This window comes from Ferrimonas sediminum, assembly GCF_900100175.1.
GTDB classification, from domain to species: domain Bacteria; phylum Pseudomonadota; class Gammaproteobacteria; order Enterobacterales; family Shewanellaceae; genus Ferrimonas; species Ferrimonas sediminum.
Map to the genome: position 1 here is coordinate 120,752 of NZ_FNEM01000007.1, position 25,130 is coordinate 145,881.

At 58.3% G+C, this 25,130-nt stretch carries 19 protein-coding genes and 3 tRNA genes; 14 read left to right on the top strand and 8 right to left on the bottom strand.

The genetic code is table 11. The annotated features are described in order from the left end of the window. Nucleotides 1-68: 68 nt before the first annotated feature. The 3 genes from BLT77_RS10300 to BLT77_RS10310 form a co-directional block, all read right to left on the bottom strand. Nucleotides 69-1,247: a phosphoglycerate kinase gene (locus tag BLT77_RS10300; RefSeq protein WP_090365187.1), complete on the bottom strand. Its 1,179-nt coding sequence runs from the start codon at nucleotides 1,245-1,247 to the stop codon at nucleotides 69-71. 31 nt (nucleotides 1,248-1,278) lie between these two features. After that, a complete protein-coding gene (gene epd, locus BLT77_RS10305; protein WP_090365188.1) occupies nucleotides 1,279-2,292 on the bottom strand; it encodes an erythrose-4-phosphate dehydrogenase in 1,014 nt (337 codons plus the stop codon). Between the two features lie 285 nt (nucleotides 2,293-2,577). Next, nucleotides 2,578-4,944: a phosphoketolase family protein gene (locus BLT77_RS10310; protein WP_090365189.1), complete on the bottom strand. Its 2,367-nt coding sequence runs from the start codon at nucleotides 4,942-4,944 to the stop codon at nucleotides 2,578-2,580. 193 nt (nucleotides 4,945-5,137) lie between these two features. Here BLT77_RS10310 and BLT77_RS10315 point away from each other — a divergent pair, with 193 nt between their 5' ends. Beyond that, nucleotides 5,138-5,614 carry a DUF2947 family protein gene (locus tag BLT77_RS10315; protein WP_090365190.1) on the top strand — a complete coding sequence of 159 codons (477 nt, stop codon included), beginning with the start codon at nucleotides 5,138-5,140 and terminating at the stop codon, nucleotides 5,612-5,614. 68 nt (nucleotides 5,615-5,682) lie between these two features. Here BLT77_RS10315 and tkt read toward each other — a convergent pair whose 3' ends face one another. The 3 genes from tkt to speE all read right to left on the bottom strand — a co-directional run bounded on the left by tkt (nucleotide 5,683) and on the right by speE (nucleotide 10,599). Beyond that, on the bottom strand, nucleotides 5,683-7,674 hold the full coding sequence (gene tkt / locus BLT77_RS10320) for a transketolase (protein ID WP_090365191.1): 1,992 nt from the start codon (nucleotides 7,672-7,674) through the stop codon (nucleotides 5,683-5,685). Nucleotides 7,675-7,826: 152 nt separating this feature from the next. Beyond that, complete coding sequence (speA, locus tag BLT77_RS10325; protein WP_245709919.1) at nucleotides 7,827-9,725, bottom strand: biosynthetic arginine decarboxylase; 1,899 nt, start codon at nucleotides 9,723-9,725, stop codon at nucleotides 7,827-7,829. 13 nt (nucleotides 9,726-9,738) lie between these two features. After that, nucleotides 9,739-10,599, bottom strand: a complete 861-nt coding sequence (gene speE, locus BLT77_RS10330; RefSeq protein WP_090365193.1) for a polyamine aminopropyltransferase — start codon at nucleotides 10,597-10,599, stop codon at nucleotides 9,739-9,741. A gap of 551 nt (nucleotides 10,600-11,150) precedes the next feature. Here speE and metK point away from each other — a divergent pair. From metK to gshB, 7 genes are all read left to right on the top strand, one after another. Beyond that, nucleotides 11,151-12,305: a methionine adenosyltransferase gene (gene metK, locus BLT77_RS10335; protein WP_090365194.1), complete on the top strand. Its 1,155-nt coding sequence runs from the start codon at nucleotides 11,151-11,153 to the stop codon at nucleotides 12,303-12,305. A 111-nt stretch (nucleotides 12,306-12,416) separates the two neighbouring features. Continuing rightward, on the top strand, nucleotides 12,417-13,562 hold the full coding sequence (locus tag BLT77_RS10340) for a hypothetical protein (protein WP_090365195.1): 1,146 nt from the start codon (nucleotides 12,417-12,419) through the stop codon (nucleotides 13,560-13,562). Between the two features lie 19 nt (nucleotides 13,563-13,581). Beyond that, on the top strand, nucleotides 13,582-14,400 hold the full coding sequence (locus BLT77_RS10345; protein ID WP_090365196.1) for an ion transporter: 819 nt from the start codon (nucleotides 13,582-13,584) through the stop codon (nucleotides 14,398-14,400). Then, nucleotides 14,400-14,879 carry a SprT family zinc-dependent metalloprotease gene (locus tag BLT77_RS10350; protein ID WP_090365197.1) on the top strand — a complete coding sequence of 160 codons (480 nt, stop codon included), beginning with the start codon at nucleotides 14,400-14,402 and terminating at the stop codon, nucleotides 14,877-14,879. The genes BLT77_RS10345 and BLT77_RS10350 overlap by 1 nt, the downstream gene beginning before the upstream one ends. Nucleotides 14,880-14,943: 64 nt before the next feature. After that, nucleotides 14,944-15,621 (top strand): endonuclease, encoded by a 678-nt coding sequence (locus tag BLT77_RS10355; RefSeq protein ID WP_090365198.1) that lies wholly within the window; start codon nucleotides 14,944-14,946, stop codon nucleotides 15,619-15,621. A 10-nt stretch (nucleotides 15,622-15,631) separates the two neighbouring features. After that, nucleotides 15,632-16,363: a 16S rRNA (uracil(1498)-N(3))-methyltransferase gene (gene rsmE / locus BLT77_RS10360; RefSeq protein ID WP_090365199.1), complete on the top strand. Its 732-nt coding sequence runs from the start codon at nucleotides 15,632-15,634 to the stop codon at nucleotides 16,361-16,363. A gap of 12 nt (nucleotides 16,364-16,375) precedes the next feature. Beyond that, nucleotides 16,376-17,326 (top strand): glutathione synthase, encoded by a 951-nt coding sequence (gshB, locus tag BLT77_RS10365; protein WP_090365200.1) that lies wholly within the window; start codon nucleotides 16,376-16,378, stop codon nucleotides 17,324-17,326. A gap of 63 nt (nucleotides 17,327-17,389) precedes the next feature. Here the strand turns inward: gshB and BLT77_RS10370 are convergent, their stop codons facing one another. Next, nucleotides 17,390-19,801 carry a putative bifunctional diguanylate cyclase/phosphodiesterase gene (locus BLT77_RS10370; protein WP_176819271.1) on the bottom strand — a complete coding sequence of 804 codons (2,412 nt, stop codon included), beginning with the start codon at nucleotides 19,799-19,801 and terminating at the stop codon, nucleotides 17,390-17,392. 258 nt (nucleotides 19,802-20,059) lie between these two features. Here BLT77_RS10370 and BLT77_RS10375 point away from each other — a divergent pair, with 258 nt between their 5' ends. The 6 genes from BLT77_RS10375 to BLT77_RS10400 all read left to right on the top strand — a co-directional run bounded on the left by BLT77_RS10375 (nucleotide 20,060) and on the right by BLT77_RS10400 (nucleotide 24,048). Next, the gene (locus BLT77_RS10375) at nucleotides 20,060-21,082 is read left to right on the top strand and encodes a methyltransferase (RefSeq protein ID WP_176819272.1); all 1,023 of its coding nucleotides are present in this window, start codon (nucleotides 20,060-20,062) and stop codon (nucleotides 21,080-21,082) included. A 99-nt stretch (nucleotides 21,083-21,181) separates the two neighbouring features. Next, nucleotides 21,182-21,268, top strand: a tRNA-Leu gene (locus tag BLT77_RS10380). A gap of 17 nt (nucleotides 21,269-21,285) precedes the next feature. Continuing rightward, nucleotides 21,286-21,372, top strand: a tRNA-Leu gene (locus BLT77_RS10385). 103 nt (nucleotides 21,373-21,475) lie between these two features. Further along, nucleotides 21,476-21,562, top strand: a tRNA-Leu gene (locus BLT77_RS10390). 104 nt (nucleotides 21,563-21,666) lie between these two features. Then, on the top strand, nucleotides 21,667-23,331 hold the full coding sequence (locus tag BLT77_RS10395) for a flagellar assembly protein A (protein ID WP_090365203.1): 1,665 nt from the start codon (nucleotides 21,667-21,669) through the stop codon (nucleotides 23,329-23,331). Between the two features lie 108 nt (nucleotides 23,332-23,439). Further along, nucleotides 23,440-24,048, top strand: a complete 609-nt coding sequence (locus BLT77_RS10400; protein ID WP_090365204.1) for a superinfection exclusion B family protein — start codon at nucleotides 23,440-23,442, stop codon at nucleotides 24,046-24,048. Here the strand turns inward: BLT77_RS10400 and BLT77_RS10405 are convergent. Then, nucleotides 24,045-24,809: a TetR/AcrR family transcriptional regulator gene (locus BLT77_RS10405; RefSeq protein WP_090365205.1), complete on the bottom strand. Its 765-nt coding sequence runs from the start codon at nucleotides 24,807-24,809 to the stop codon at nucleotides 24,045-24,047. The genes BLT77_RS10400 and BLT77_RS10405 overlap by 4 nt on opposite strands. Between the last annotated feature and the right edge of the window lie 321 nt (nucleotides 24,810-25,130).

Here is a 25,130-nt window from a genome sequence, read left to right on the forward strand (position 1 = left end):
GATGTAAGGTTTTTAAAGGCGCGCGTTCCTGCGCGCCTGATTATATTTATTGTGTGGCCGCGACGAGATTACGCTTTTGCCCGCTGCTCCAGCATGGCAACCGCCGGCAGGGTCTTCCCTTCCAGGAACTCCAGGAAGGCACCGCCACCGGTAGAGATGTAGGACACCTGATCGGCAATGCCGTACTTATCGACCGCCGCCAGGGTGTCACCACCGCCGGCGATGGAGAACGCCTTAGACTCGGCAATGGCACGGGCAATGGCCTCGGTTCCCTTACCGAACTGATCGAACTCGAACACCCCTACCGGGCCGTTCCAGACGATGGTCCCGGCGGATTTCAGAATCTCAGCCAGGGCCGCAGCGCTGTCTGGCCCGATATCGAAAATCATGTCTTCGTCGGACACCTCGGCCACCGGCTTCAAGGTCGCCGTGGCGTCTTCGGCAAACTTATCGGCACACACCACGTCGGTCGGTACCGGAATGTCTCCACCCCGGCTCTGGGCTTCAGAAGTCAGCTTCTTGGCTTCCTCTACCAGATCCGCCTCAAACAGCGATTTACCCACCGGATGGCCGGCAGCGGCGATGAAGGTGTTGGCGATACCGCCACCCACTACCAGTTGGTCAACGATGCCAGCCAGGGATTCCAGTACCGTCAGCTTGGTGGACACCTTGGAGCCACCAACAATGGCGACCATCGGCCGGGCCGGGTTATCCAGGGCCTTGCCCAGGGCTTCCAGTTCACCGGCCAGCAGCGGGCCAGCACAAGCGACCGGGGCGTACTTGGCCACACCATGGGTCGAGGCCTGGGCGCGATGCGCGGTACCAAAGGCGTCCATCACGAACACATCACACAGAGCCGCATAAGCCTTGGACAGCGTTTCATCGTCTTTCTTTTCGCCCGAATTAAAGCGAACGTTTTCCAGAATCACCAACTCACCTTCGGCAACCTCAACCCCGTCGAGGTAGTCGGCGGCCAGGCGTACCGGGCAGTCCAGCTCGGCTTTGAGGTAATCCACGACCGGCTGCAGGGAAAATTCGGCGGCAAACTCGCCTTCGGTCGGACGACCCAGGTGAGACATCACCATCACCTTGGCACCCTGCTCCAGCGCCAGCTTGATGGTCGGCAGAGACGCACGAATACGAGCGTCGGAGGTCACTTTGCCCTCTTTCACCGGCACATTCAGATCTTGGCGAATCAGAACTCGTTTACCGGCCAGAGCCAGCTCTTTCATCTTGATAACGCTCATTTTATTTCCTCGTAAAGTTCATAATCAAAATCTACTTCTGTGCCGACATAGCCAGGCAGGTGTCGAGCATTCGATTGGCAAAACCCCACTCGTTGTCGCACCAGAGCAACAACTTCACCAGGTGGCCATCGGCCACCCGGGTCTGGGTGCCATCGACAATGCTGGAGTGCGCATCGTGATTAAAATCACTGGAGACCAATGGCGATTCAGTATAGTCCAGAATCCCCCGTAATCTGCCGCTGGCGGCTTCGGCCAGGGTACGGTTAATGGTCGCTATGTCGACTCGCTGCTTTAAGGTCAGCGACAGGTCCATGGCCGTCACGTTGATGGTGGGAACGCGAACGGCAATGGCCTCAAATTTGTCTGCCAGGTGCGGCAGGATGCGCTCGATGCCCCGGGCCAGTTTGGTGTCCACCGGAATGATGGATTGACTGGCGGCACGGGTACGGCGCAAATCACTGTGGTAGGCGTCGATCACCTGTTGGTCGTGCATCGCCGAATGGATGGTGGTCAGTGCGCCACGCTCAATCCCAAAGGCTTCATCCAGTAAAGTGATCACCGGCACCGAGCAGTTGGTGGTGCAGGAGGCATTCGACACAATGCGGTGTTCAGGCCGCAGGCTGGATTCATTGATGCCAAACACCACGGTGGCGTCCACATCCGGCGCCGCCGGATGAGAAAACAGCACCTTGCCGGCACCGGCGTCCAGATGCCGCCGGGCGTCATCGCGGCTGCTGAGCTTGCCGGTACATTCCAGCACGATGTCTACCGCCAATTGCCCCCAGGGCAAGGCAGCCGGGTCGTCGCAGTGATACAGGGCGATGCAATCGGCCCCCACATGGAGGCAGTCCTGCCCCAGGCTGACTTGCTGGCCAAAACGGCCGTGGGTCGTATCAAACTGAGTCAGGTGGGCAATGGCTTCCGGCGAGGCCAGTTCATTGATGGCCACAACCTCGATCTGTTCACGTAAACCGCTCTCGTAGAGCGCTCGCAAGGTGGAACGGCCGATGCGGCCAAACCCGTTAATGGCGACCCGTATTGTCATTTTTCACTTAATGTTGATGCTGAGCGGACGCCATTTTAGCTCAGAACCGCCCCGCACCCAAAGGCTTAAGCGGCTTCCGATACTCAGACCGCCACAATCCGGCCCCGAATCAAGAAACCTGGCACCAGTTTACCCCAGCCAAATGAAAGCCAATAACACCAATTGACCACAACGGGTCACCAGTCTCATCGTCAGCCATCAATTTCGTAATAAAGAAACAAAAAGGTAGTGCAGCGAAAATAAAAAAAGAGGGCCCTGGGGCCCTCTCTGTGCATCAAACCGGGATTAGCGAGACCAAACCCAATCGGTGATTTCCTTAGGATCCACACCGAACTCTTTGATGTAGTTTCGATGGTCAACCAGACGCTGCAGCATGTCGGTAGTGATCTCGACGTGTTGAGCATCGGTGATCACGCCCTGCTGGAAGGCCTTGTACGCCATGTCGATCACCAGGTGGTAACGGGAAGTACCGTTACGAACACCCATATCGAATGGAGTGGTGGTTGAGCCTTCTTCCACGTAGCCCTTAACGCGGCAACGCTGAATACCAGGGTAGTTGAACAGCAGCTTGTGGATGGTGTTCGGGTAGCCGTGGTAGTTGATGACCACGCCCTTATCGGCGGTGAAGTACTCATCCAGCAGGGTCGGGTTCTGACCGTACTTGAGGCTACCGATACCGTCAGAAGTCAGCTCGGAGATGTTCACGAAGCGAATCTTCAGGGTTGGCAGCAGCTCACGCGTGATAACCAGAGCAGCCATACACTCCTGGGTCACGTAGTCACCACAGGAAGCCAGAACCACATCCGGGTTGTCGTCAGAGGCGAAGTCCCAGGTCATGATGCCTTCGTCGCACTGCTTCTTGGCTTCGTCCAGAGTCAGCCACTGAGGCAGATCTTTCTTACCGGCCACAATCACGTTCAACTTATCGCGATCGTCAAATGCCTTCTCGGTGTAGCACAGGGTGCTGTTGCCGTCGGCAGGCAGGTACGCGGAGATGATGGTCGGATGCTTCTCCAGCATCGCGCCCAGCAGGGACGGGTTCTGGTGAGAATAACCGTTGTGATCCTGACGCTCCAGCAGTGAAGACAGTACCACGTTGCACGCCGGTACCGGCTTACGGAACGGCACACCCTGAGACGCGTAGACGTACTTACAGTACTGGTCACACATGGAGGAAACCACCTGTGCGAACGCTTCGTAGGTCGGGAACATGCCGTGACGACCGGTCACGGTGTAACCGTGCAACATACCGAACAGCAGGTTCTCGGACAGCAGTTCCATTACACGGCCGTCGCGGCTCATGTCCTGATCCCACTCTTTGATAGGCCACTGCCAGGCACGGCTGGTTTCTTCGAATACCGCCTGCAGCTGGTTGGAGTAGGTCTCATCGGGGGAGAAGATACGCAGGTTCTTCTGCTCGGCGTTGAGACGGAATGCATCACGCATCCACTCGCCCATCTTGTTCATGGAGACGCCACGCTGACCACGAGGGGTCTCGGAGCCGTAGCTCAGGGCTTTCAGGTCCGGCTTGTTCAGCGGACGAACCACTTCGCCGCCGTAAGACAGAATCTGACGACCGATACGCAGATCTTCACGTGGGATCAGGCCTTCGATTTCAGCGTCAAACTTGAGGCTGCCATCTTCACCGATGCTGTACAGCTCGTCGAAGCCGTAGCTGGCCATCCACTCATTCAGCATGCTCAGATGCTTAGGGTCTTTGGCACAGTTGTTGATGATTACCTGGTGAGAGTCGCAGTTGCCTTCCAGCTTTTTGCCATCGGCTTCTTTGGTACCGGTCCAGCCTTTGGCAGTACGCATGGCGATAACAGGCCAGCGCGGCTTGCACACGTCTTCACCGTTGCGGGCGCGGGTCTGAATGTCGGTGATGATTTCGTAGGCACGATCCATGGCGTCAGCCATCTGCTCGTACACGTCCTGCTCTTTCTCATCGTCGACGAACAGCACTTCGTAGCCCAGACCGGTGAACTCCATGCGAATCTCATCGTCGTCCATACGACCCAGACGGGTAGGACCGGAGATTTTGTAGCCGTTGATGTGCAGAATCGGCAGCACCGCACCGGAGTTCTTAGGATCGATCAGGCGGTTGGCGTACCAGGACGCAGCCAATGGGCCGGTTTCGGACTCACCGTCACCCACCAGAACCACGTTGATCAGGTCTGGGTTATCCAGAGCCGCACCGTAGCCAACGGCCAGTGAGTAACCCAGCTCACCACCTTCCAGAATCTGGCCGGGGGCTTCAGGGTTGGCGTGGGATGGGTAGCCGTAAGCGGCGGAGAACTTCTCACAAATCTGTTTCATGCCCGCTTCTTTGTACGGGATGGTGTCAGGATAGAAGTGAGACAGAGAACCTTCGATAAACAGGTTGGCTTGAACGGCAGGGAAGCCGTGGCCGGGGCCGACCAGATACAGGAATGGGCGGTTGTGTTTACAGATAAGGCGGTTGATGTGGGCGTAAACAAACGCGATGCCCGGACAGGTACCCCAGTGGCCCAACAGACGAGGCTTAATGTCATCGTGTTGCAGGTCACGTTGAAGCAGAACGTTCTGCTTCAGGTAAATTTGTGCTACAGACAGAAAGTTGCTGGCGCGCACCAATTTTTTTAGTGCACCAATTTCTTTCTTAGTTGCCATGTTTCGTTGCTCCCTTACAAGTGATGCTTAAAGTTACACCGACAAGCGGACGGATTTTGTGACATAGAGCATGATTTTGTGAAATTAAATTACAAAACAAGCCAAATTTGTAGAGGACATTGAATTTCATGTTTGCTGAATAAGAGTAGCCCATCTGGTAAAGTTAGCGGGATTAGATTTGCGGAACCCCAAGATGAAATACAGCGACTTCAGCCTCTACCCCTACCTATGGGTTTTTAAACGCGACGACATGGGTGTGGATCCCGTGGATATGGACCAGATCAAGCCCCTCACCCCCAGGGCAGCCGACGAGCTCTGGCAGGCGCAAATCAGCAAGAACGGCAACCACTGCACCGACCTGAGAAAAGGCGACTGGGCCAAAAACCAGAACACCTGGACCACCGAGACCCGGTGGGACCACGCCTTCGAGGCCGACGACAGTGCCCTGCCCGAGGCGGTCGGTGAGCAGTTGGAGTGGGATCCCAATACCGTGGTATGGATCTGTTACGGCAGCGACCACGTGGTGGAAACCAACTGGCGAGTGTTCCGTCGCAACTGGAAGTGCTTCCTGTTTGCCGACGAAGCGGCGCTGGTGATCGGCAAGCGTCGCCAGCAGGCGCTGTTCTTTGTGGACGACACCACCCTGCGCATCGGCAACCGTCCCGGCTAAGGGCAGCACCGACAACCAGACACAAAAAAACCGGCCGAGGCCGGTTTTTTCTTTGCTGACGCTCGCCGTTACAGCGAGTTGGCCACCTCGACCACATTGGCGACGGTAAAGCCAAACATCTCAAACAGCTGATCCGCAGGCGCCGACTCACCGAAGGTGGTCATGCCCACAACCTTGCCGTTCAGGCCAACGTACTTGTACCAGTAGTCGGCGATGCCGGCTTCAACGGCGACCCGCTTGGTCACCGCCGCAGGCAGTACCGACTCTTTGTATTCGGCGCTTTGGGCTTCGAACACGTCGGTGGCAGGCAGAGACACCACCCGTACCGCTTTGCCCTGAGCTTCCAGTTCGGCGGCGGCATTCATCGCCAGCTCCACTTCGGAACCGGTGGCAATCAGAATCAGCTCAGGCGTACCCGCGCTGTCCTTGAGCACGTAGCCACCCTTGGCCACATTGGCCAACTGCTCGGCATCGCGTGCCATCGGCGCCAGTCCCTGACGGGAGAACACCAAGGCCGTCGGGCCATCTTTACGCTCGGCGGCGTGCTTCCAGGCGTAGGCCGACTCGACGGAGTCGCAAGGACGCCAGGTGCTCAGGTTCGGGGTCAGACGCATGGAAGCGATCTGCTCAACCGGCTGGTGAGTCGGGCCATCTTCACCCAGACCGATGGAGTCGTGGGTGTACACAAAGATGGAAGGCTGCTTCATCAGTGCCGCCATACGCACCGCGTTACGGGCGTACTCCATGAACATCAGGAAGGTGGCGCCGTAAGGCTTGAAGCCACCGTGCAGGGTGACACCATTCATAATGGCGCTCATGCCGAACTCACGCACACCGTAGTGAACGTAGTTGCCGGAGGCGTCATCGGGAGTGATGGACTTAGAGCCGCTCCAGATGGTCAGGTTGGACGGCGCCAGGTCGGCAGAACCACCCAGGAACTCAGGCAGCATCGGACCGAAGGCATTCAGGCAGTTCTGAGACGCTTTACGGGTCGCCACTTTGGTGGAGTTGGCCTGCAGATCGGCGATGTACTCGGCGACCTTGGCATCCCAGTCGGCGGGCATGTCGCCGGCCAGACGGCGCTTCAGCTCGGCAGCCAACTCTGGGTGAGCGGCGGCGTAGGCGTCGAAGCGGCTGTTCCAATCGGACTCACGGGCGCTGCCCACTTCGTTGGCATCCCAGGCTTGCTTGATCTCGGCCGGAATCTCGAACGGCGCGTGCGGCCAGTTCAAAAATTCACGGGCCGCAGCGATCTCGGCGTCGCCCAGGGGGGCACCGTGGCAATCGTGAGAACCGGATTTATTCGGCGAACCAAAACCGATGATGGTGCGGGTGCAGATCAGGGTCGGCTTATCGCTTTCCGCTTGCGCCGCTTCGATGGCGGTCTTGATCTGCTCCGGGTTGTGACCGTCGACGTCACGAATCACATGCCAGCCGTACGCTTCGAAACGGGCGGCGGTATCGTCGGTAAACCAGCCTTCCACTTCACCGTCGATGGAGATGCCGTTGTCATCCCAGAATGCCACCAGCTTACCCAGCTTCAGGGTACCAGCCAAAGAGCAGGCTTCGTGGGAGATCCCTTCCATCAGGCAGCCGTCGCCCATAAACACGTAGGTGTTGTGATCAACGATGTCGTGACCGGCGCGGTTAAACTGCGACGCCAGCACCTTTTCGGCCAGGGCCATGCCCACGCCATTGGTGATGCCCTGACCCAACGGGCCGGTGGTGGTCTCAACGCCAGGGGCATAACCGTACTCAGGGTGACCCGGAGTCTTGGAGTGCAGCTGACGGAAATTTTTCAGATCGTCGATGGACAGATCGTAACCGCTGAGGTTCAGCAGAGAGTACAGCAGCATGGAGCCATGGCCATTGGACAGCACGAAGCGGTCGCGATCGGCCCATTCAGGGTTGCCTGGATTGTGCTTCAGAAAATCACGCCAAAGTACTTCGGCAATGTCTGCCATCCCCATAGGGGCACCGGGGTGGCCGGAATTGGCTTTCTGTACAGCATCCATGGAGAGGGCACGGATAGCATTAGCTAGCTCTTTACGAGATGACATCTTGGCTCCAACTTATATCTAGGTGGTTATGCTCTGTAATTCTGGGGGCATATTTTCGCCATTTGTGACTGCCTTAGCAAATCATTCCCATAAAAAAACGGCCTTTCGGCCGTTTATAGTGCTATTTCAGCGAGTCACCGGAGTAAATTCACTCAGGATTCCAGATAGGTATAGCCAATCAGGCCCTGTTCCAGCTCCTGCAGTGCCTGCTCACGCACGCCCTCGGTAAGCTGGCACTGCTCCAGTCGCTGCTGATACCGGGTCAGCATCCACTGGGGATCCAGGTTGACGTACTCCAGCACCTCGTTGACCTGAGTACCCTGCAGATACTCCACCACCTCGGCATTGCCCTGCTCATCCAGCTTGATGTCCACCACGTCGGTATCGGCAAACAGGTTGTGCATGTCCCCCAGGATCTCCTGGTAGGCCCCGACCATGAAAAACGCCACATGATACGGGTGCTCGGCACTCCAGGTGGGCATCGGCAGGGTGGTTTCAATCCCCTGGCCGTCCACGTACTGATCGATGGTGCCATCGGAATCACAGGTGATGTCCAGAATCACCGCCCGCCGATCCGGCTTGGTGTCCAGCCCCGACAGCGGCAGCACCGGAAACACCTGATCGATGCCCCAGGCATCCGGCAGCGACTGGAACAGGGAGAAGTTGACAAAAAACTTGTCCGCCAGCTTCTCGTTGAGCTCGTCGATGATCGGCCGGTGGGAGCGGTTCTTGGGCGACAACTCCCGCGACACCTGATAACACACCTGCAGATGCACCTGTTCCGCCCACGCCCGCTGAGACAGGTCCAGCAGCCCGTAGTTGTACTTGGCGTGCACGTCCGCCAGATCGTTCACCGTGTCGTGGTAGATCTCCCCCAGGGCCCGGGCATCGGTGTGCTCACGCACATCCTGCAGGGTCTGCCACATATTTTTCAGCACCAGCGGTGCACCGGTTCCCGGCGCCGGTAAAGACTCAGGCTCATAGGCCTCAACCCCGATCACATCGGCAATCAGTACCGCGTGGTGGGCGGTCATGGCCCGGCCAGACTCGGAGATCAGCCTGGGGTGCGGCAGATGGTACTGACGGCAGACGTCGCCGATGGCGTACACCACGTTGTTGGCGTACTCCTGCAGCGAGTAGTTCACCGAACAGTTGCTCTGGCTGCGGGTCCCTTCGTAATCCACCCCGAGGCCGCCGCCCACGTCCACCGTGGTGATCGGCGCCCCCAGCTTGCGCAGCTCCATATAGAAGCGGCCGCACTCGGTCAGCCCTTTCTGAATGTCGCGAATGCTGGCGATCTGGGAGCCAAGATGAAAGTGCAGCAGTTGCAGGCAGTCGAGGCGGTTGGCGTCACGCAGGGTATCCACCAGCTTCAGAATCTGAGCCGCCGACAGGCCGAACTTGGACTTTTCACCGCCGGAGGCCTGCCACTTGCCCTTGCCCTGGGAGGCCAGGCGGGCGCGTACCCCCAGCAGCGGAGTGACACCCAGCTCGCGGGCCTCCTCCAGCACCAGCTTCAGCTCCGACATCTTCTCGATCACCAGGAACACCTGGTAACCCAGCTGCTGTCCGCGCAGTGCCAGGCGCACGTACTCACGATCCTTGTAACCGTTACAGACGATCACCTGCGCGCTGTCCTGGGCCATCGCCAACACCGCCAGCAGTTCCGGTTTGGAACCGGCTTCCAGCCCCAGGGACTGGCCACCGCCGACCAGCAACTCCTGCACCACGGTGCGCTGCTGGTTGACCTTGATGGGGTACACCGCCAGATAATGACCCTGGTAGCCATAATCCTCGATGGCAGTGGTAAAGGCGCTGCACAGCCCCTGCACCTGAGAGTGCAGAATCTGCGGAAAGCGCACCAGCATCGGCAACTGGGCACCACGCTCCGTCGCCAACTGCTCCGCCAATCGGGTCAGAGACACCTTACTCTCGGGATCGGCGGGGTTGGGGCGCACCTCAACCTGCCCGTCGTCGTTTATCTGAAAATAACCACGTCCCCAGTAGGGCACATTATAAAGATGCTGCGCATCTTGGACGCTCCAGCTCACGGGCGCTCTCCAACTAACTGACTTTAGCCAGACGGTCGACCAGGTATTGTGGCAGTGCAAAGCTGCCGACATGAATGGCCGGGTTGTAGTAACGGGTATCGAGCTTCGCCGCCGCAAATCGCTGGCTCAGAAGCGCAACATCCACCTGCCGGGCAGCGGCATTGTCGCTGGCCCAGGCGAAACTCATGGCACCACCGATGTAGGTGGGCACCGCCGCCACATAGAAGTGGCGATCCGCAAAATAGGGCGCCAGGCGCTGATAGGTGGTCTCGGCTTCGCCCTGCTGCATAAAGGGCACACCGTTCTGAGCCACAAAGATGCCGCCTTCGGTCAAGCACTGCTTACAGCCTTTATAGAAGTCAGACTCAAACAGTGCCTCGCCGGGACCGATGGGATCGGTGCAATCGGAGATGATTACATCGAACTGCTCCTGGCACCCCAGCACGAACGCCTTGCCGTCGTCGATGACGATCTCCACCCGTGGATCGTCAAAAGCACCCTGGCTGTGGTTGGGCAGGTGCTGCTTGCACATCTCGATCACCGTGTGATCGATCTCCACCTGCACCACCCGCTCCACCGCCTGGTGCTTGATCACTTCCCGCAGCATGCCGCCGTCGCCGCCACCGATGATCAGCACCCTCTTGGCACTACCATGGGCCAGAATCGGCACATGGGTCAGCATCTCGTGATAGATAAACTCATCGGCTTCGGTGGTCTGAATGATGCCGTCCAGCGCCATCACCCGGCCAAAGCGTTCATTATCAAAAATGATCAGCTCCTGATGCTCGGTGGGGGCACGGAACAACACGGTGTCCATAGCAAACTGTTGGCCATACCCCGGGTACAGGGTCTCCAGATATTGGGTGTCACTCATGTCGCTCTCTCCGAACCAGATAACATCCATGCTCCCACATCGGGGCACAGAGACAAATACAGTGTAGATATGACGGAGGCAAAGGGTCGCGACCGGGCCGGAACAGGCCCTAAAAGAAGGGAGGTGATCATAGATGTATTCCTATCCTACGGGGTGCCGCTTCAACGCCAATCAGGGTTGAGCGGCTTATGCCACGAGAACCATAAAACCTCAGTCAGTTAATCGTAAGTGTTGGGGCAGTTGCCACTGAGCGCTTTATACTCCCATTTTTCCATTTGCACCATACCCTGAGAAGCAATTTTTTCCGCGCCGGTTTTACCCCAATCAACCCGGTCGCAACCCCGGCCAATTGGGCACTACTGGCAAGTTAAACTGACAAACCGGCCAAGATTCGGCAAAAAATATGCTGTACTTCACTGGATTTTGAAATCCAAACACATAAAATAGCCGTCTAGATGTAGATGCGTCTAATGTTGCGACCTTGAAACAGAGGTTTCGCAGCGTCACTTTCCAGCATCTGCCCCCTGTTTCTAATTTGAGAGTTGATTGCCATGGCACGTCACCTATTTACGTCTGAGTCAGTATCAGAAGGCCATCCGGATAAAATTGCGGATCAGATCTCTGATGCCGTACTGGATGCGATCCTGGCCCAGGATCCCAAAGCTCGCGTTGCTTGCGAAACCTACGTCAAAACCGGCATGGTGATGGTGGGTGGCGAGATCACCACTTCTGCTTGGGTCGATATCGAAGAAGTTACCCGTCAGACCGTCCGTGACATCGGCTACATCCACTCCGACATGGGCTTTGACGCCAACTCCTGTGCCGTGCTGTCTGCCATCGGCAAGCAGTCCCCGGACATCAACCAAGGTGTTGATAGAGCTGACCCACGTGAGCAGGGTGCCGGTGACCAGGGCCTGATGTTCGGTTACGCCAGCAACGAAACTGACGTACTGATGCCTGCGCCTATCACCTACTCTCACCGTCTGGTTAAGCGCCAGGCCGAAGTTCGCAAGAACGGCACCCTGCCTTGGTTGCGTCCGGATGCCAAGTCTCAGGTCACCTTCGCCTACAACGCCGATGGCACCATTGCTGGCATTGATGCCGTGGTGCTGTCGACTCAGCACTGCGACAGCGTCTCCACCGACGATCTGCGTGACGGCGTGATGGACACCATCATCAAGCCCGTTCTGCCGACTGAGTGGATCACCAAAGACACCAAGTTCCACATCAACCCAACCGGCCGTTTCGTTATCGGTGGCCCTATGGGTGACTGTGGTCTGACTGGCCGTAAGATCATCGTTGACACCTACGGCGGCATGGCCCGTCACGGTGGCGGTGCCTTCTCCGGTAAAGATCCATCCAAGGTTGACCGCTCTGCGGCTTACGCCACTCGCTACGTGGCCAAGAATATCGTTGCAGCGGGTCTGGCTGACCGTTGTGAGATTCAGGTCTCCTACGCCATCGGTGTGGCCGAGCCAACCTCCATCAGCATCGAAACCTTCGGCACCGGCAAACTGCCGGAAGAGAAGCTGATCGAACTGGTCCGCCGTCATTTCGACCTGCGCCCTTACGGCCTGATCGAGATGCTGAAGCTGGAGCGTCCTATCTACGCGCCAACCGCCGCCTACGGCCACTTCGGCCGCGTCGAGTTCCCTTGGGAGCAAACCGATAAAGCGGAAGCCCTGCGCGCCGACGCCGGCCTGTAATCCGGCCCTGCGAACAGCAAGCCCCGGCCTCGGCCGGGGCTTTTTCGTTTTCAGAGCAAACTAGGATACCCTTACTGTTCAGTTATCACCCCGACACGGAGTCCCCCCCCGATGCGCCTGTTTACCACCCTGCTGACCCTCTGCATCAGCCTGCCCTTGTCTGCCCTACCCCTGGATGTAGAGGAGCAACGGGTTGCCGATGTGGCGCAACAGCTGCCCGAACTGCTGACGCCACTGGCCACCAGTTACGACGCCGGTGTGGTACAGCATCGCAACAGCCGGGACGACGCCAGCCTGAGCCAGGCGGCGGCCGACTCCGGCCAGCGGTTGTGGCGCCAGGCGGTGGCACAGGTGCAATCCGGAAGAATGGATGACCGCCCCCTGTACTGGAGCCGGTTGCAACTGCGGCGGGATCTTAAGCAGCTGGCACCGGGGTTCAACGCCAGCAAGGCCGACAGGCAAGCGGCCGTCGACGGCTTTGAGCGCAGCTCCCGAGGGTTCAACGACATCCACTTCGACAACGATGTCCAGATGCGCATCCTGGTGACCGGCTTCGACCCCTTTTTCCTCGACCGCCACCTGAATCAATCCAACCCCTCCGGCCTGGCGGCACTGGCACTGGATGGTCGCACCCTGATCCTCAACGGCCGTAAGGCACAGGTTCAGGCGGCAATGATTCCGGTGCGGTTCGACGACTTCGATCAGGGCATGATTGAGTCCCTGCTGACCCCCTACCTGCGCGACCACAGCGTCGACATGGTGGCCACCATCTCCATGGGCCGGGACGATTTCGATCTGGAGCGCTTCCCCGGTCGCAATCGCAGCGCCGAAGCGCCGGGCAACCGCAACCTCCTGACCGGCGCCACCAAAACCGCACCGCTGCCACCACGGCTGCTGGGCCAACCGCTGAACGGGCCGGAGTTTGTGGAGTTCTCCTTGCCCGTCACCGCCATGCAAAGGGCAGACGGCCCCTGGGCCATCAACGACAACCGTCACATCACCACCCTGGAGAAAGGCCAATGGCAACCGGACTCCCTGGCGCAACTGGATGGCCAGACCTCGGTATCCGGCTCCGGCGGCGGCTACCTCTCTAACGAGATCAGCTACCGTGCCGTGTTGCTGGCCAACCAACTGGGCAGCCCCGCACGGGTCGGTCACATCCATACGCCGCGCATCGCCCAGTACGACCGGGAAACGGAAACCGCCATCGTCCGCCAGATTGAGGCGATGCTGACCCAGGCCCTGGCAGCCCTTTAACTGAGAGACCGTCTGTTCCATGCAATACAACAGCTTAAAAGAGCGAGTCTTCGACGTCATCTTTGGCACCGACACCCTCGCAGGCAAGCGCTTCGACCTGGCACTGCTGCTGACCATCATTCTCAGTGTGGTAGTGGTGATGCTCGACTCCATCGACGCCCTCAATGCCCAGTGGAGCCAATGGTTCCGCTATGCCGAGTGGGGGTTCACCCTACTGTTCTCGTTCGAGTATCTGCTACGCCTGTGGGCCTCTCCCAAGCCCGGCCACTACGCCAAGAGCTTCTACGGCATCATCGATCTGCTGGCGATTCTGCCCAGCTACCTGCAACTGCTGCTGCCCGGCAGCCAGTATCTGCTGGTGCTGAGGCTGCTGCGGGTGATGCGGGTGTTTCGAATCATCAAGGCGATTCGCTACCTGGCGGAAGCCAACATGCTGTGGCGCTCCATCAAGGCCTCGCTGAGAAAGATCACCGTCTTTTTCACCTTCGTGTTGCTGCTGGCCTGCATCATGGGTTCCATCATGTACGCGCTCGAGGGCCCGGCCAGTGGCTTTACCAGCATTCCTAAGGGGGTGTACTGGGCCATTGTCACCATCACCACCGTCGGCTATGGCGACATCAGCCCGCAGACCCCCCTGGGGCAGTTCGTCGCCTCGGTGACCATGATCATCGGCTATTCGGTCATCGCAGTGCCCACCGGCATCTTTACCGCCCAGATCAGCCAGGAGATGAACCTGCACCGGGATCTGCGCCGCTGTGAAAACTGCGATCGCAGCGGCCATGACACCGATGCACTATTCTGCAACCACTGCGGCACCGAACTGGAAGAGCAGGTGTGATGGAAGCGCTGACTCAGGCGGTGGAAGCCAGACTGCAGTGGTGCTACCGCCGGGCCGAAGCCCGCCTCGGCCGCCGTTTTCCCTATCCGCAGATCGGCTTCACCCTGCGGGGGATGAGCGCCGGCGCCGCCCATCTGGCGGACAACCGTCTGCGCTTTAACCCTGTGCTGTTGCAGGAGAACCCCCAGGCCTTTGTCGACGAAGTGGTCCCCCACGAGGTGGCGCATCTGTTGGTGTGGCAACTGCATGGCAGGGTTCGGCCCCATGGCAGGGAATGGCAGCGGATGATGGCCGAGGTGTTTGACTGCCCGCCCCGCACCCGACACAGTTTCGACGTCAGCTCCGTGGGCCCGGCCACCTTTGCCTACCGCTGTGACTGCCAGACCCACCCACTGACCCTGAGGCGCCACAACAAGGTGCAGCGGGGCCAGGCCAACTATCAATGCCGCCGCTGCGGCCAGGCCCTGATACCCGCCTGATCATTGCTCCGCCGGCGCCAACGGATTACCATCGCCGACTCCTGCTCGTATAAGAAAAAAAGTAATGAAAAAACTGATCCTTTTGCTGTTGATCAGCCACACAGCCCTGGCCGCGCCCAGCAGCTTTCGGGCCGCAAAAAAACAACTGGTGACCCTCTATGCCAACCTGCCCGCCCAGACCTTCTATTGCGGTTGCGACTATCAACAGACCGGTAAAAAGCTGACCCCTACCCTGGCCAGTTGCGGCTATCAGGTGCGCAAACAGGCGCCCAGGGCACAGCGAATCGAATGGGAACACGTGATGCCCGCCTGGGCCTTTGGTCACCAGTTGCAGTGCTGGCAGCAGGGAGGTCGAAAACACTGCCGTAAAGATCCGACGTTTAAGCGGATGGAAGCGGATCTGCACAACCTGGTGCCGGCCATTGGTGAGGTCAACGGCGACCGCTCCAACTACCGCTTCAGCGACATGGGGCAGACTCCCTACCAATACGGCCAATGCCAGATGGTGGTGGACTTCAAAACCAAACAGGTGCAGCCGCCCGATCGCGCCCGTGGCGCCATCGCCCGCACTTACCTCTATATGCAGCAGCAATATCAGGTTAAGCTATCCCGATCTCAGTTACAGTTAATGCAAAGCTGGAACCGCCTCTATCCGGTTACCGAACTGGAGTGCCAGCGACATCGGCAGGTGAGCCAGCTGCAAGGCTGGCCCAACCCCTTCGTGGCCCAGCAATGTCAATAAACGGAGCCTCATGCGAGTCCCAAGAATCTATCAGCCCGGCCCCCTGACGGCCGGCACCACCGTGGCACTGGACGCCGACGGTGCCAATCATGTTGGCCGGGTACTGCGAATGCAGGCCGGCCAGGCGCTGGAGCTGTTTAACGGCGACGGCAGCCAGTTCGACGCCATCATTCGCGACAGCGGCAAAAAACAGGTGCTGGTGGAACTGCTGACGCAACAGGAGATCAGCCGCGAATCGCCACTGAACCTGCACCTGGGCCAGGTGATCTCCCGCGGCGACAAGATGGAGTTCACCATTCAGAAGTCGGTGGAGCTGGGCGTCAACACCATCACCCCATTGTGGTCAGAGCGCTGCGGCGTCAAGCTGCAGGGGGATCGGCTGGATAAGAAGCTGGCCCAGTGGCAGAAGATTGCCATCAGTGCCTGTGAGCAATGTGGCCGCAACAGCGTGCCGCTGGTGCGACCGGTAATGAAGCTTCAGCAGTGGATGCAGGAAGCCACCGAAGCCACCAAGCTGAATCTGCACCCCAGGGCCGATTACAGCATACAGACTCTGCCCCAGCCCATGACCCGGGCACGGCTGCTGATCGGCCCCGAAGGCGGCCTGAGCAGCGACGAAATTGCCGCCGCCCGCGAACACGACTTTGTCGACATACTGTTGGGGCCCAGGGTACTGCGTACCGAAACCGCTTCCCTGACCGCCATTACCGCCCTGCAAACCCGCTTCGGCGATCTGGGCTAAAAGGAGAAACCCGTGATCAAACTCGGCATCGTAATGGACCCCATCGAGTCCATTAACATTAAAAAAGACAGCAGCTTTGCCATGCTGATGGCCGCCCAGCAACGCGGCTATGAGCTGCACTACATGGAGATGAGTGATCTCTATATGGAACAGGGTCAGGCCATGGCCAGCATGCACCCCCTGACCGTACGCAACGAGCAGGGCAACCACTTCGATCTGGGTGAAGGGGTGGAGCGTCCCCTGGCGGATCTGGACGTGATACTGATGCGCAAAGACCCGCCGTTTGACACCGAATACATCTACGCCACCTACATGCTGGAGCGGGCCGAAGAGCTCGGCACCCTGATCGTCAACAAGCCCCAGAGCCTGCGGGACTGTAACGAAAAGCTGTTCACCGCCTGGTTCAGCGAGTTCACCGCCGACACCCTGGTGACCCGCAGCGCCGAGCGCATCCGCCGCTTCCACGCCAAGCATCAGGACATCATCATCAAGCCGCTGGATGGCATGGGGGGGGCGTCCATCTTCCGCATCAAGCCGGGGGGAGACAACATGGGGGTGATCATCGAGACCCTCACCGCCCACGGCAGCAGCTACACCATGGTGCAGAACTACCTGCCCCAGATTAAGGATGGTGACAAGCGCATCCTGATCATCGACGGCGAACCTGTGCCCTATTGCCTGGCCCGTATCCCCCAGGGTGGCGAGACTCGGGGTAACCTGGCGGCCGGCGGCCGCGGTGAAGCCCGGCCCCTGTCCGACAGCGACTGGGCCATCGCCCGCGCCATCGGCCCGGAGTTGAAGCGTCGCGGCCTGATCTTCGTCGGCCTGGACGTCATCGGCGACAAGGTCACCGAGGTCAACGTCACCAGTCCCACCTGCATTCGCGAAATTGAAGCCGCGTTCGAGGTGGACATCACCGCCATGTTGTACGACGCCATCGAAGCCCGCCTGGCTCAGGCTTAATCCCCAGCCTAACGCACACAGGCCGCCCTTCGGCGGCCTGTATCTTTGTTGGCTTGGCTGGACTCAGCCACGGTTACCACTGAGGGGATGAAACACGGCTTGCAACGACTCGATGTTGGCCCACTCCATCTGCGGTCCTATCTGCCGAATCAACTCCACCACCTGCTGCTCATCCAGCGCCGGCGAGAACAGATAACCCTGGGCATGATCACAGCCGGACTTGATCAGGTACTGCAACTGGTCATGACTTTCCACCCCTTCGGCAATGACCGTACGGCGCAAGTTATGGGCCAGATCAATCACCGAACTGACGATGTTGCGGTCGACATCAGAACTGTCCAGGTCACGGACAAAGCTGCGATCGATTTTTAGAATGTCGAACGGTAACTGCTTCAGGTAGCTCAGCGACGAGTAGCCGGTACCAAAGTCGTCGATGGCAATTTTGACTCCCATCCCCTTGAGACGCTCCATGGTGCTCAGAGCCTGATCCAGGTTCTTAATCAGACTCTCCTCAGTAAGCTCCAGCAGCAACCGGTTCGCAGGCACCTGCAGCTCATTCAACAACTGCTCGATGCGATGGCCCAGGCTGGCATGCAAATACTGGTGCGGCGACAGATTCACCGCGATGTAGAACTGCTGATTTCCCGACAGCTTGCTCAGCTTCAACATCAGCTGCATGCTTTTTTGAATGACCCAGTCGCTGAGGGCCAGAATCTCGCTGCTACCCTCAAGATCATTGATGAACTCCGACGGCATCAACAAGCCTCGGCTGGGGTGGTACCAGCGCACCAGTGACTCGAACCCTACCACCCGCTGATCTTTGATGGACAATATGGGTTGCAGGCTGATGGCAATCTGCCCCTCCTCCAGCGCCACTCGAAGGTCTGCTTCCAGCATCAGCTTACGGCTGGCCAACTCCAGCATCTGCTCATCGAACACCCGGTAATTAGAGCGACCCGCCTGTTTGGCCTGGTACATGGCCAGATCCGCCCGCTTTAGAAGCTCTTCCGGTCTCAGCATCGGGTTATCACAGAACACCACTCCGATGCTGGTGGTCACAATCAGGGTGTGACGCCCCAACTGCACCGGCTGCTGCAGGGAGACAAAGATCTGATGGATAATGCGGTGGATGTTGGTACCCTCTCCCAAACCTCGAATGATGATGGTGAACTCATCACCGCCGAGGCGACAGACGGTATCCATGGAGCGAACGCTCTTCTTCAGCCGGTTGGCCACGGTCTTGAGCAACTCGTCACCGACATCATGACCCAGAGTGTCGTTGATGCGCTTAAACTCATCCAGATCCAGAAACAGCAGGGCGATCTTGTCGTCGGTACGCCCCAGGCTACTGAGGGACTTGCTCAGCTCGTGGTGCATCATGGTGCGATTGGGCAGGCCGGTAAGGGTATCCATCATTGCCAACCGTTCCAGCTCGTGGGTATAACGATCCACCTCTTCGTGCAGCTGCTCCAGCTGATTGGCGGCGTCCTCGGCCGCCTGCTCCAACTGATCCACCTCGTCAGGGAAGCCGATATGCGATCGCTTCAACTGCGCCTTGACCTGGGTAAACTCCCGGCTTGGCAGCAGTGGCAGCAACTTCTGCAGCTGCTGAATCCGGCTTAATGGCCGCCAGAACAGCACCCCGCCTACCAGCCCGGCCACGACGATACAGATAAACACCAACCCGGCCAGATCCCTCAGGTAAGCCTGCTGCCCCTGCTCCAGTTCACTGACGTCGGAGAACAGCAGCAGGCTGTGAAACGGATCCAGCGGCCACACCACAAAACTCCAGTACTGATCACTCAGTGCCACCGCCTTCGGCCCTTGCAGCAGCTGTTCAAACTCCAGTTGACCGGACGCCGCCAGCAACCTGGGGTAGTTGTCATCGCGATTGGTCAGACTCAGGATGGATCGACCCCAGGGGTTGAGGTTACTGGGCCGGGCCTGGCCCAAAATCGCCATCTCCGAGCCATGATGCTCATTGATGATGGTCAGCACCTCATCCAGCGGCGTCACCAGCACCAGCAGATGCAGCTGGCCATTAAGCACCACAGGAAAAGCCACATCCAGCACGCAACTCTGACGACAGCGTTGCCGGCCCAGGTGCTGATCCGACGACTCGATGCCTCCCAACCAGCCGTCGATGGGCAGGGGATGGCTGCCAACCCGAGCCACCAGATTCAGATCCATGTCATACAGTGACAGTCCCGCAAGCCCCCATAGCGGTTTCAGTTCGCGCCACTCGGTGCGCAGCGTCCCGTCCACCGACTGCCCCTTGGCGCCATTCAGCAACTGCACCAGCTCCTGAGCCACCACCCCAAGCCGGCGCTCGATGATGCTCAGGGTTTCCTCATAATCCTGCTTTAAAAAATCCGCCCGCTGCACCAGCATGACGTTCATCTGACGGTCAAAGCGCTGCAACGCCAGATGACCGAGAAAAACACTGAGCACCACCATCATGACCATCAAGGCCATCACAAATTTCCAGCGCAAGCTGACAAAAGGCAAGGGGAGTGGTGCCATCAGCATCCCCCCGGAAAAAGTAGACCCATTCCCAGCCCAGCTCGCAGGCTTTTTCGCTGTTCCATAACTGTACCTGCAATTGAAAACGTCCAAGTCACTTCAAGTGTAGAACAGCTGGGCTTTAACACCGGATGGATCCATCCGGGGAAAGTTGGTCAAGGGAAGGCCGGGGTTGGTATACTGCCGCCATCGCTTTTTGGACGCCCTACCATGACTCTGACCAACCCCAGCCGTTTAATCCGTAAATACGCCGACGATCTCGGCCGCCGACTGTTGATCCTAAACCCCATGGCCGATGGCCTGATCCCGGAGCTGAACAGCGAGGGCATCGAAGTCATCGCCTGCAGCCACGACTACCTGGTGCAGCGCCACCTGAGTCAGCTGCATGTCACGCCGCTGCATTTTGGCTGCCAACCGCAACTGGGCGATCTAAGCCGGCTCGACGCCGCCATCCTGGTGTTGCCCCAGGCTAAGGCCCTGGCCGCTCATCTCATGCAATGGCTGGCCAGCGTGTTGCCTGCCAATACCCCCACCTACCTGGTTGGCGATAACAAGGGGGGCATCAAAAGTGCCACCAAAGCGATGTCGGTGCATTTCGATCAGGTGAGTAAATTTGCCAGCGGCGCCCACTGCCAGATGATAGCCGGCTTAAGTCAGCCCGTTGACGCGCCAAGGTTGGTCAGCGACCACCCCCGGGTCATCGACACCCACCTAGGCCAGTTGCCTCTGTGTGCCCTGCCCGGCGTCTTCAGCCAGGGCGAGCTGGACGCCGGAACCAAACTGCTACTGCAACATCTGCCACCATTGGCCGGCCGGGTACTGGACTTTGGCTGCGGTGCCGGAGTCATCGGCGCACTGATCAAGCAGCGGGCCCCACAGACCGAAGTGGAGATGGTGGACATCAATGCCTTTGCACTGGCTTGCAGTAAAGCCACTCTGGCCGCCAGCAACCTCGACGCCAGGGTCTATCCGTCCGATGGCTTCAGTGACATTGAGGGTGAATTCGACCTGATTGTGTCCAACCCACCGTTCCATCACGCCGGCAAACAGACCTTTGCCACCGCCGAGCATTTCATTGCCCACGCCCGCAGGCATCTGAAACCCGGTGGTCAGCTGGTGTTTGTCGCCAACCATCACCTTCCCTATGGCGATGCGCTGCAGGCCGCCTTTGGCCGGGTCAACATCATTGCCCAGGACAAAAAGTTCAAAATCTATGCGGATCGCAGAGTTTAAGCTTAAATTTTGGCCGAACGGAAAATGATTTGAATATTGGTGTTGACGGCCAACGGAATCTCTCTATAATGCGCCCCCGTACCAATGAGTAAATGCAGAGCAGATGTGGCGGAATTGGTAGACGCGCTAGCTTCAGGTGCTAGTGTCCGCAAGGACGTGAGAGTTCAAGTCTCTCCATCTGCACCACTCATTGATGTCACGATGCAGAAGTGGCGGAATTGGTAGACGCGCTAGCTTCAGGTGCTAGTGTCCGAAAGGACGTGAGAGTTCAAGTCTCTCTTTCTGCACCACTCTTTTTTGAGTGGTATGATAGACCCACCGGAGTTTGACTCTGGTATCGCAACCCGTGAGAGTTCAGCTATGTTCTCTGACAGCGAGCAAAAAATGTAATACGCAGATGTGGCGGAATTGGTAGACGCGCTAGCTTCAGGTGCTAGTGTCCGCAAGGACGTGAGAGTTCAAGTCTCTCCATCTGCACCAAATTTCAGAGCCCTGACCTTTTGGTCGGGGCTTTTTGCTATTTCCGTTTTAATTCAATCCGGTATACTCCCTAGACTCGCCAAATAATCATAAGTACCGGCGCGATGATAGGAACCGATTTACTCTATTTTGATCATGAGCATCAACTGCTTTGCGTGGACCTGATACCAGAACGCCACGCACTGGTTGAGTTGCATGAATTGCAGCAGCTGCACCACTCATCCCAGTATCGCGACTTCGCGTTTCTGGAACTCGACGTGCGCAAAGCGCTGCAAATGCTCAAGCATCAGGCCAAAGGCGCCAACAAAGGGCAGTCCCAGAGAATCCCCATAGCCCAGCAGATTGACGGCAGCTGCCAGTTGAGCCTGTCCACCGACAAGATGCAGGTTACCGCCACCCTTACCAGCCCCCAGGGCGGCAGCAAAATCGGCTTCGCCGAACTGGTGCAGGAGCTGCAGCGCCTGGCGATCAAAAATGGCCTGCTCAGTAACAACATCAACACCCTGCTGGCAAAAGCCGACCGCGGTATCCCCGGTGAAAGCGTCAGTGCGACCATCGCCAAAGGCAAACCCCCGGTTCATGGTAACGACGCCAAGCTAGAACGGTTGGTCAAGCTGTCCCGGGAACGACTGCTCAAGCCCAAGGTGCTGGACAACGGCAAGGTCAACATGCGTGACCTGGGCGAGATCATCACCGTCAGCGCCGGCGACGAGGTGATGCGCAAACACGCCCCCAGCCCCGGCATCGACGGTTACAACGTCATCGGTGAAGTACTCAAAGCCAAGTCCGGCAAAGATCGCAAACTCAAAGCCGGCAAGGGTACCATCACCGCCAAGCAGGATCACAACCTGCTGCTGGCCACCACCGACGGTCAGCCCAAAGAGACCAAAGACGGGCTGGAGATTGTCGAAGTGCTGACTCTGAAAAACGTCGACATCGGCACCGGCCACATCCAGTACCATGGCGCCATTGTTATTCAGGGCAACATTGAAGAAGATATGGAGGTGACCGCCGGCGGCGACATCACCGTCAATGGCTTTGTCGACAACGCCACCCTCAAGGCCGGCGGCGACATCATCGTCGCCAAAGGCGTCATCGGCCGCCAGCGCCCGGATGAGTCGCTGACCACCACCCTGGAAGCCCAGGGGCAGATTCACGTCAGCTTCGCCCAGTACGCCAGCCTCAAATCAGCGGGCGACATCCATGTGCAGACCCAGTTGATTCATTGCCATACCCAATGCGGGGATAACCTCACCGTCGGTGTTGCCAATGGCAAAAAGGGCGACCTGGTGGGCGGGCGCGCCATCGTGGTTCACTCACTCAGCACCATCAACCTCGGCTCCCGGGCAGCCACACAAAGCAGCGTCCGCGCCGGTGCCGGCATCAGCCGCCTGCGCCAGACTGCCAAAGAGTATCAGCAGCGCGAGCAAACGCTGCTGGCCCAGAGCTACAAACTCAGGCAGGCAGTCAACAAAGCCACCATGGCCAACGACAAAAGCGACGAGGCACGTCAAAAGCTGGTGCAACAGTTTACCCTGGCCCAGCAACAGAACAGCGCCAAACTCAGTGAGGTCCAACTGCTGCTGGCGGAAACCGAAGAGCGGATTGAGTCCTTCTTCTCCCGGGTCAGCATCAGCGCCAGCCACAGCCTGTTTCCTCAAGTGGAGATGGAGATCGGCCTGCAGAGCCTGACCACCGATCGGGAATATGGCCCATCCAAGGTCAGCAATGATGGCAACCATCTGAAAATCGACGCCATTACCGGCTAGACCCGCAGGCAGGCCTCAATTCCGGTGTTGCAGTTTTCAGCTGGCACCGGAATTGCTTTACACTGGCATCGATCCACACCGCCAAAATTTCGACACGAGGACCCTGACATGGGAAGCCGCAACACCCTGCTTCACTCGCCAACCCGGTTCGCCTCAAGCCACACGCTGGCCTTGTGGCTGCTGATCACCAGTTGCGCCCTGTTGTGGTTACCTCTGAAGCTGGCCCAGTCGCTGTTCCTGCAGCAGTGGATCAACAGCTACGCCTCCTGGATCGGTCTGACCGCCGTCGCCAGCGCCGCCTACCTGGCGACTCTGGGGCTGAGGCTGGTGTTTGGCCAGATGCTCAACCAGCGTTATCAGGGGCAGGTTCGACAGAAAGTGGCGGATAAGATCCTCACCCTCGATAACACCGAGCGAGCCATCCTGCGCGAATTCGTGCTACAGGGCAAAGGCAGCATTGCCATGCCGCTGAACCATCACGGTGTCAACGAGTTGATTGAGTCTGGAATTCTCACCCGGGCGGGTGCAGTAGAAGAGTACGCCATTGAAGGGCCGGTTGCGCCACTGAAGATCACCGCGGCGGCACGCACCAAGTTGACCCGCAAAGTACTGCGGTTACCGGAAGGGCAGTTGAGCGACCAGCAGCGGGAACGCCTGCTGGCCAGTCGACCGGAATTTGCGGCGAACCTCAATCGCAGTGGCCGCCACGCCGCTTAAAAGGCTGCGGCCAGTTCATGCTCCTGTTCCAGAGCCAATAACTGCTCCTCCACCGCCTTGATGACCCGCTCACAGGACTCGCTGGTCAAACCGACTCGCCAGTTCAAGGTGTTGGTGATCAGCGCCAGGCTCTGATACAGCTTCGCCATCTCTTCGAAATTCAGATTCTTGGCGATCATTGGATTGTTGATCATGGTCGTCGCGCCGCGCTGACAGGCCACCATGGTGGCATGGGCCACCTCGATTTCCGAATCGTCAGACACCAACTGCCCTTCAATTCGCGCCGCTTCCACTACCCGTTTCGCCGTCGAGCAGGCTTGCTCAACGAACATCTGCATCTCCTGCAGTCGATAGTCACTGACCTTATCGACGATGCCGTGCGCACCCGCCAGCGCATTGAACCCCAGGGTCCAGCTGGTTTGTTTGACGGCCATGGCACCGTAAAGGTGCATCGCCAGCCAACGCTCGGCATGGTTAAGGTCTGCGCTCATCAGTTCGGGCTGACGCTCTGTTAACAACTCAACGTGCTTGGCGAAGATCGCCACCAGCAAATCCTCTTTGCAGTTGAAATGTTTATACAGAGTGCCGGCACTGCATCCCGCGCGGGGTGCCAATTCGGAGAATCGAAATGAAACAATGCCCTGTTCTTTAACCAGGCTTTCTCCCAATCTCAGCAGTGCCTGGTCCCGTTGTCGGAAACGCGCATGCACAGGCGAAGCCCAATGGCTCGAGTTAAGCCCTGACTTGGCTTCCTGCTCCATATACTAGAACTCCTTAATTTTTGAATCTAAAGCAACTGTACGCCTCTAAACTGAAACCGAATGTTAGCTACACCACGTTTAATGAAAGCCAGTAACGAAAATTTTGAAGGCCCGCACATTCAATAACGACAATTCGCCCTCACTGGCGAAATCCAGCATCCGAAAGGCAACAATCCCAAGCCGCGTAATCCGCCGCCTGACGCTCTTTCAAGACAGAATCCATGCCACCTCACACAGCTGAACCACAGCAACATGCGGTTGATCTCAATCTGGCGGAGGCGGCCACGAGCACAGCTCCACACATTTAGCCGCAGTAATAGA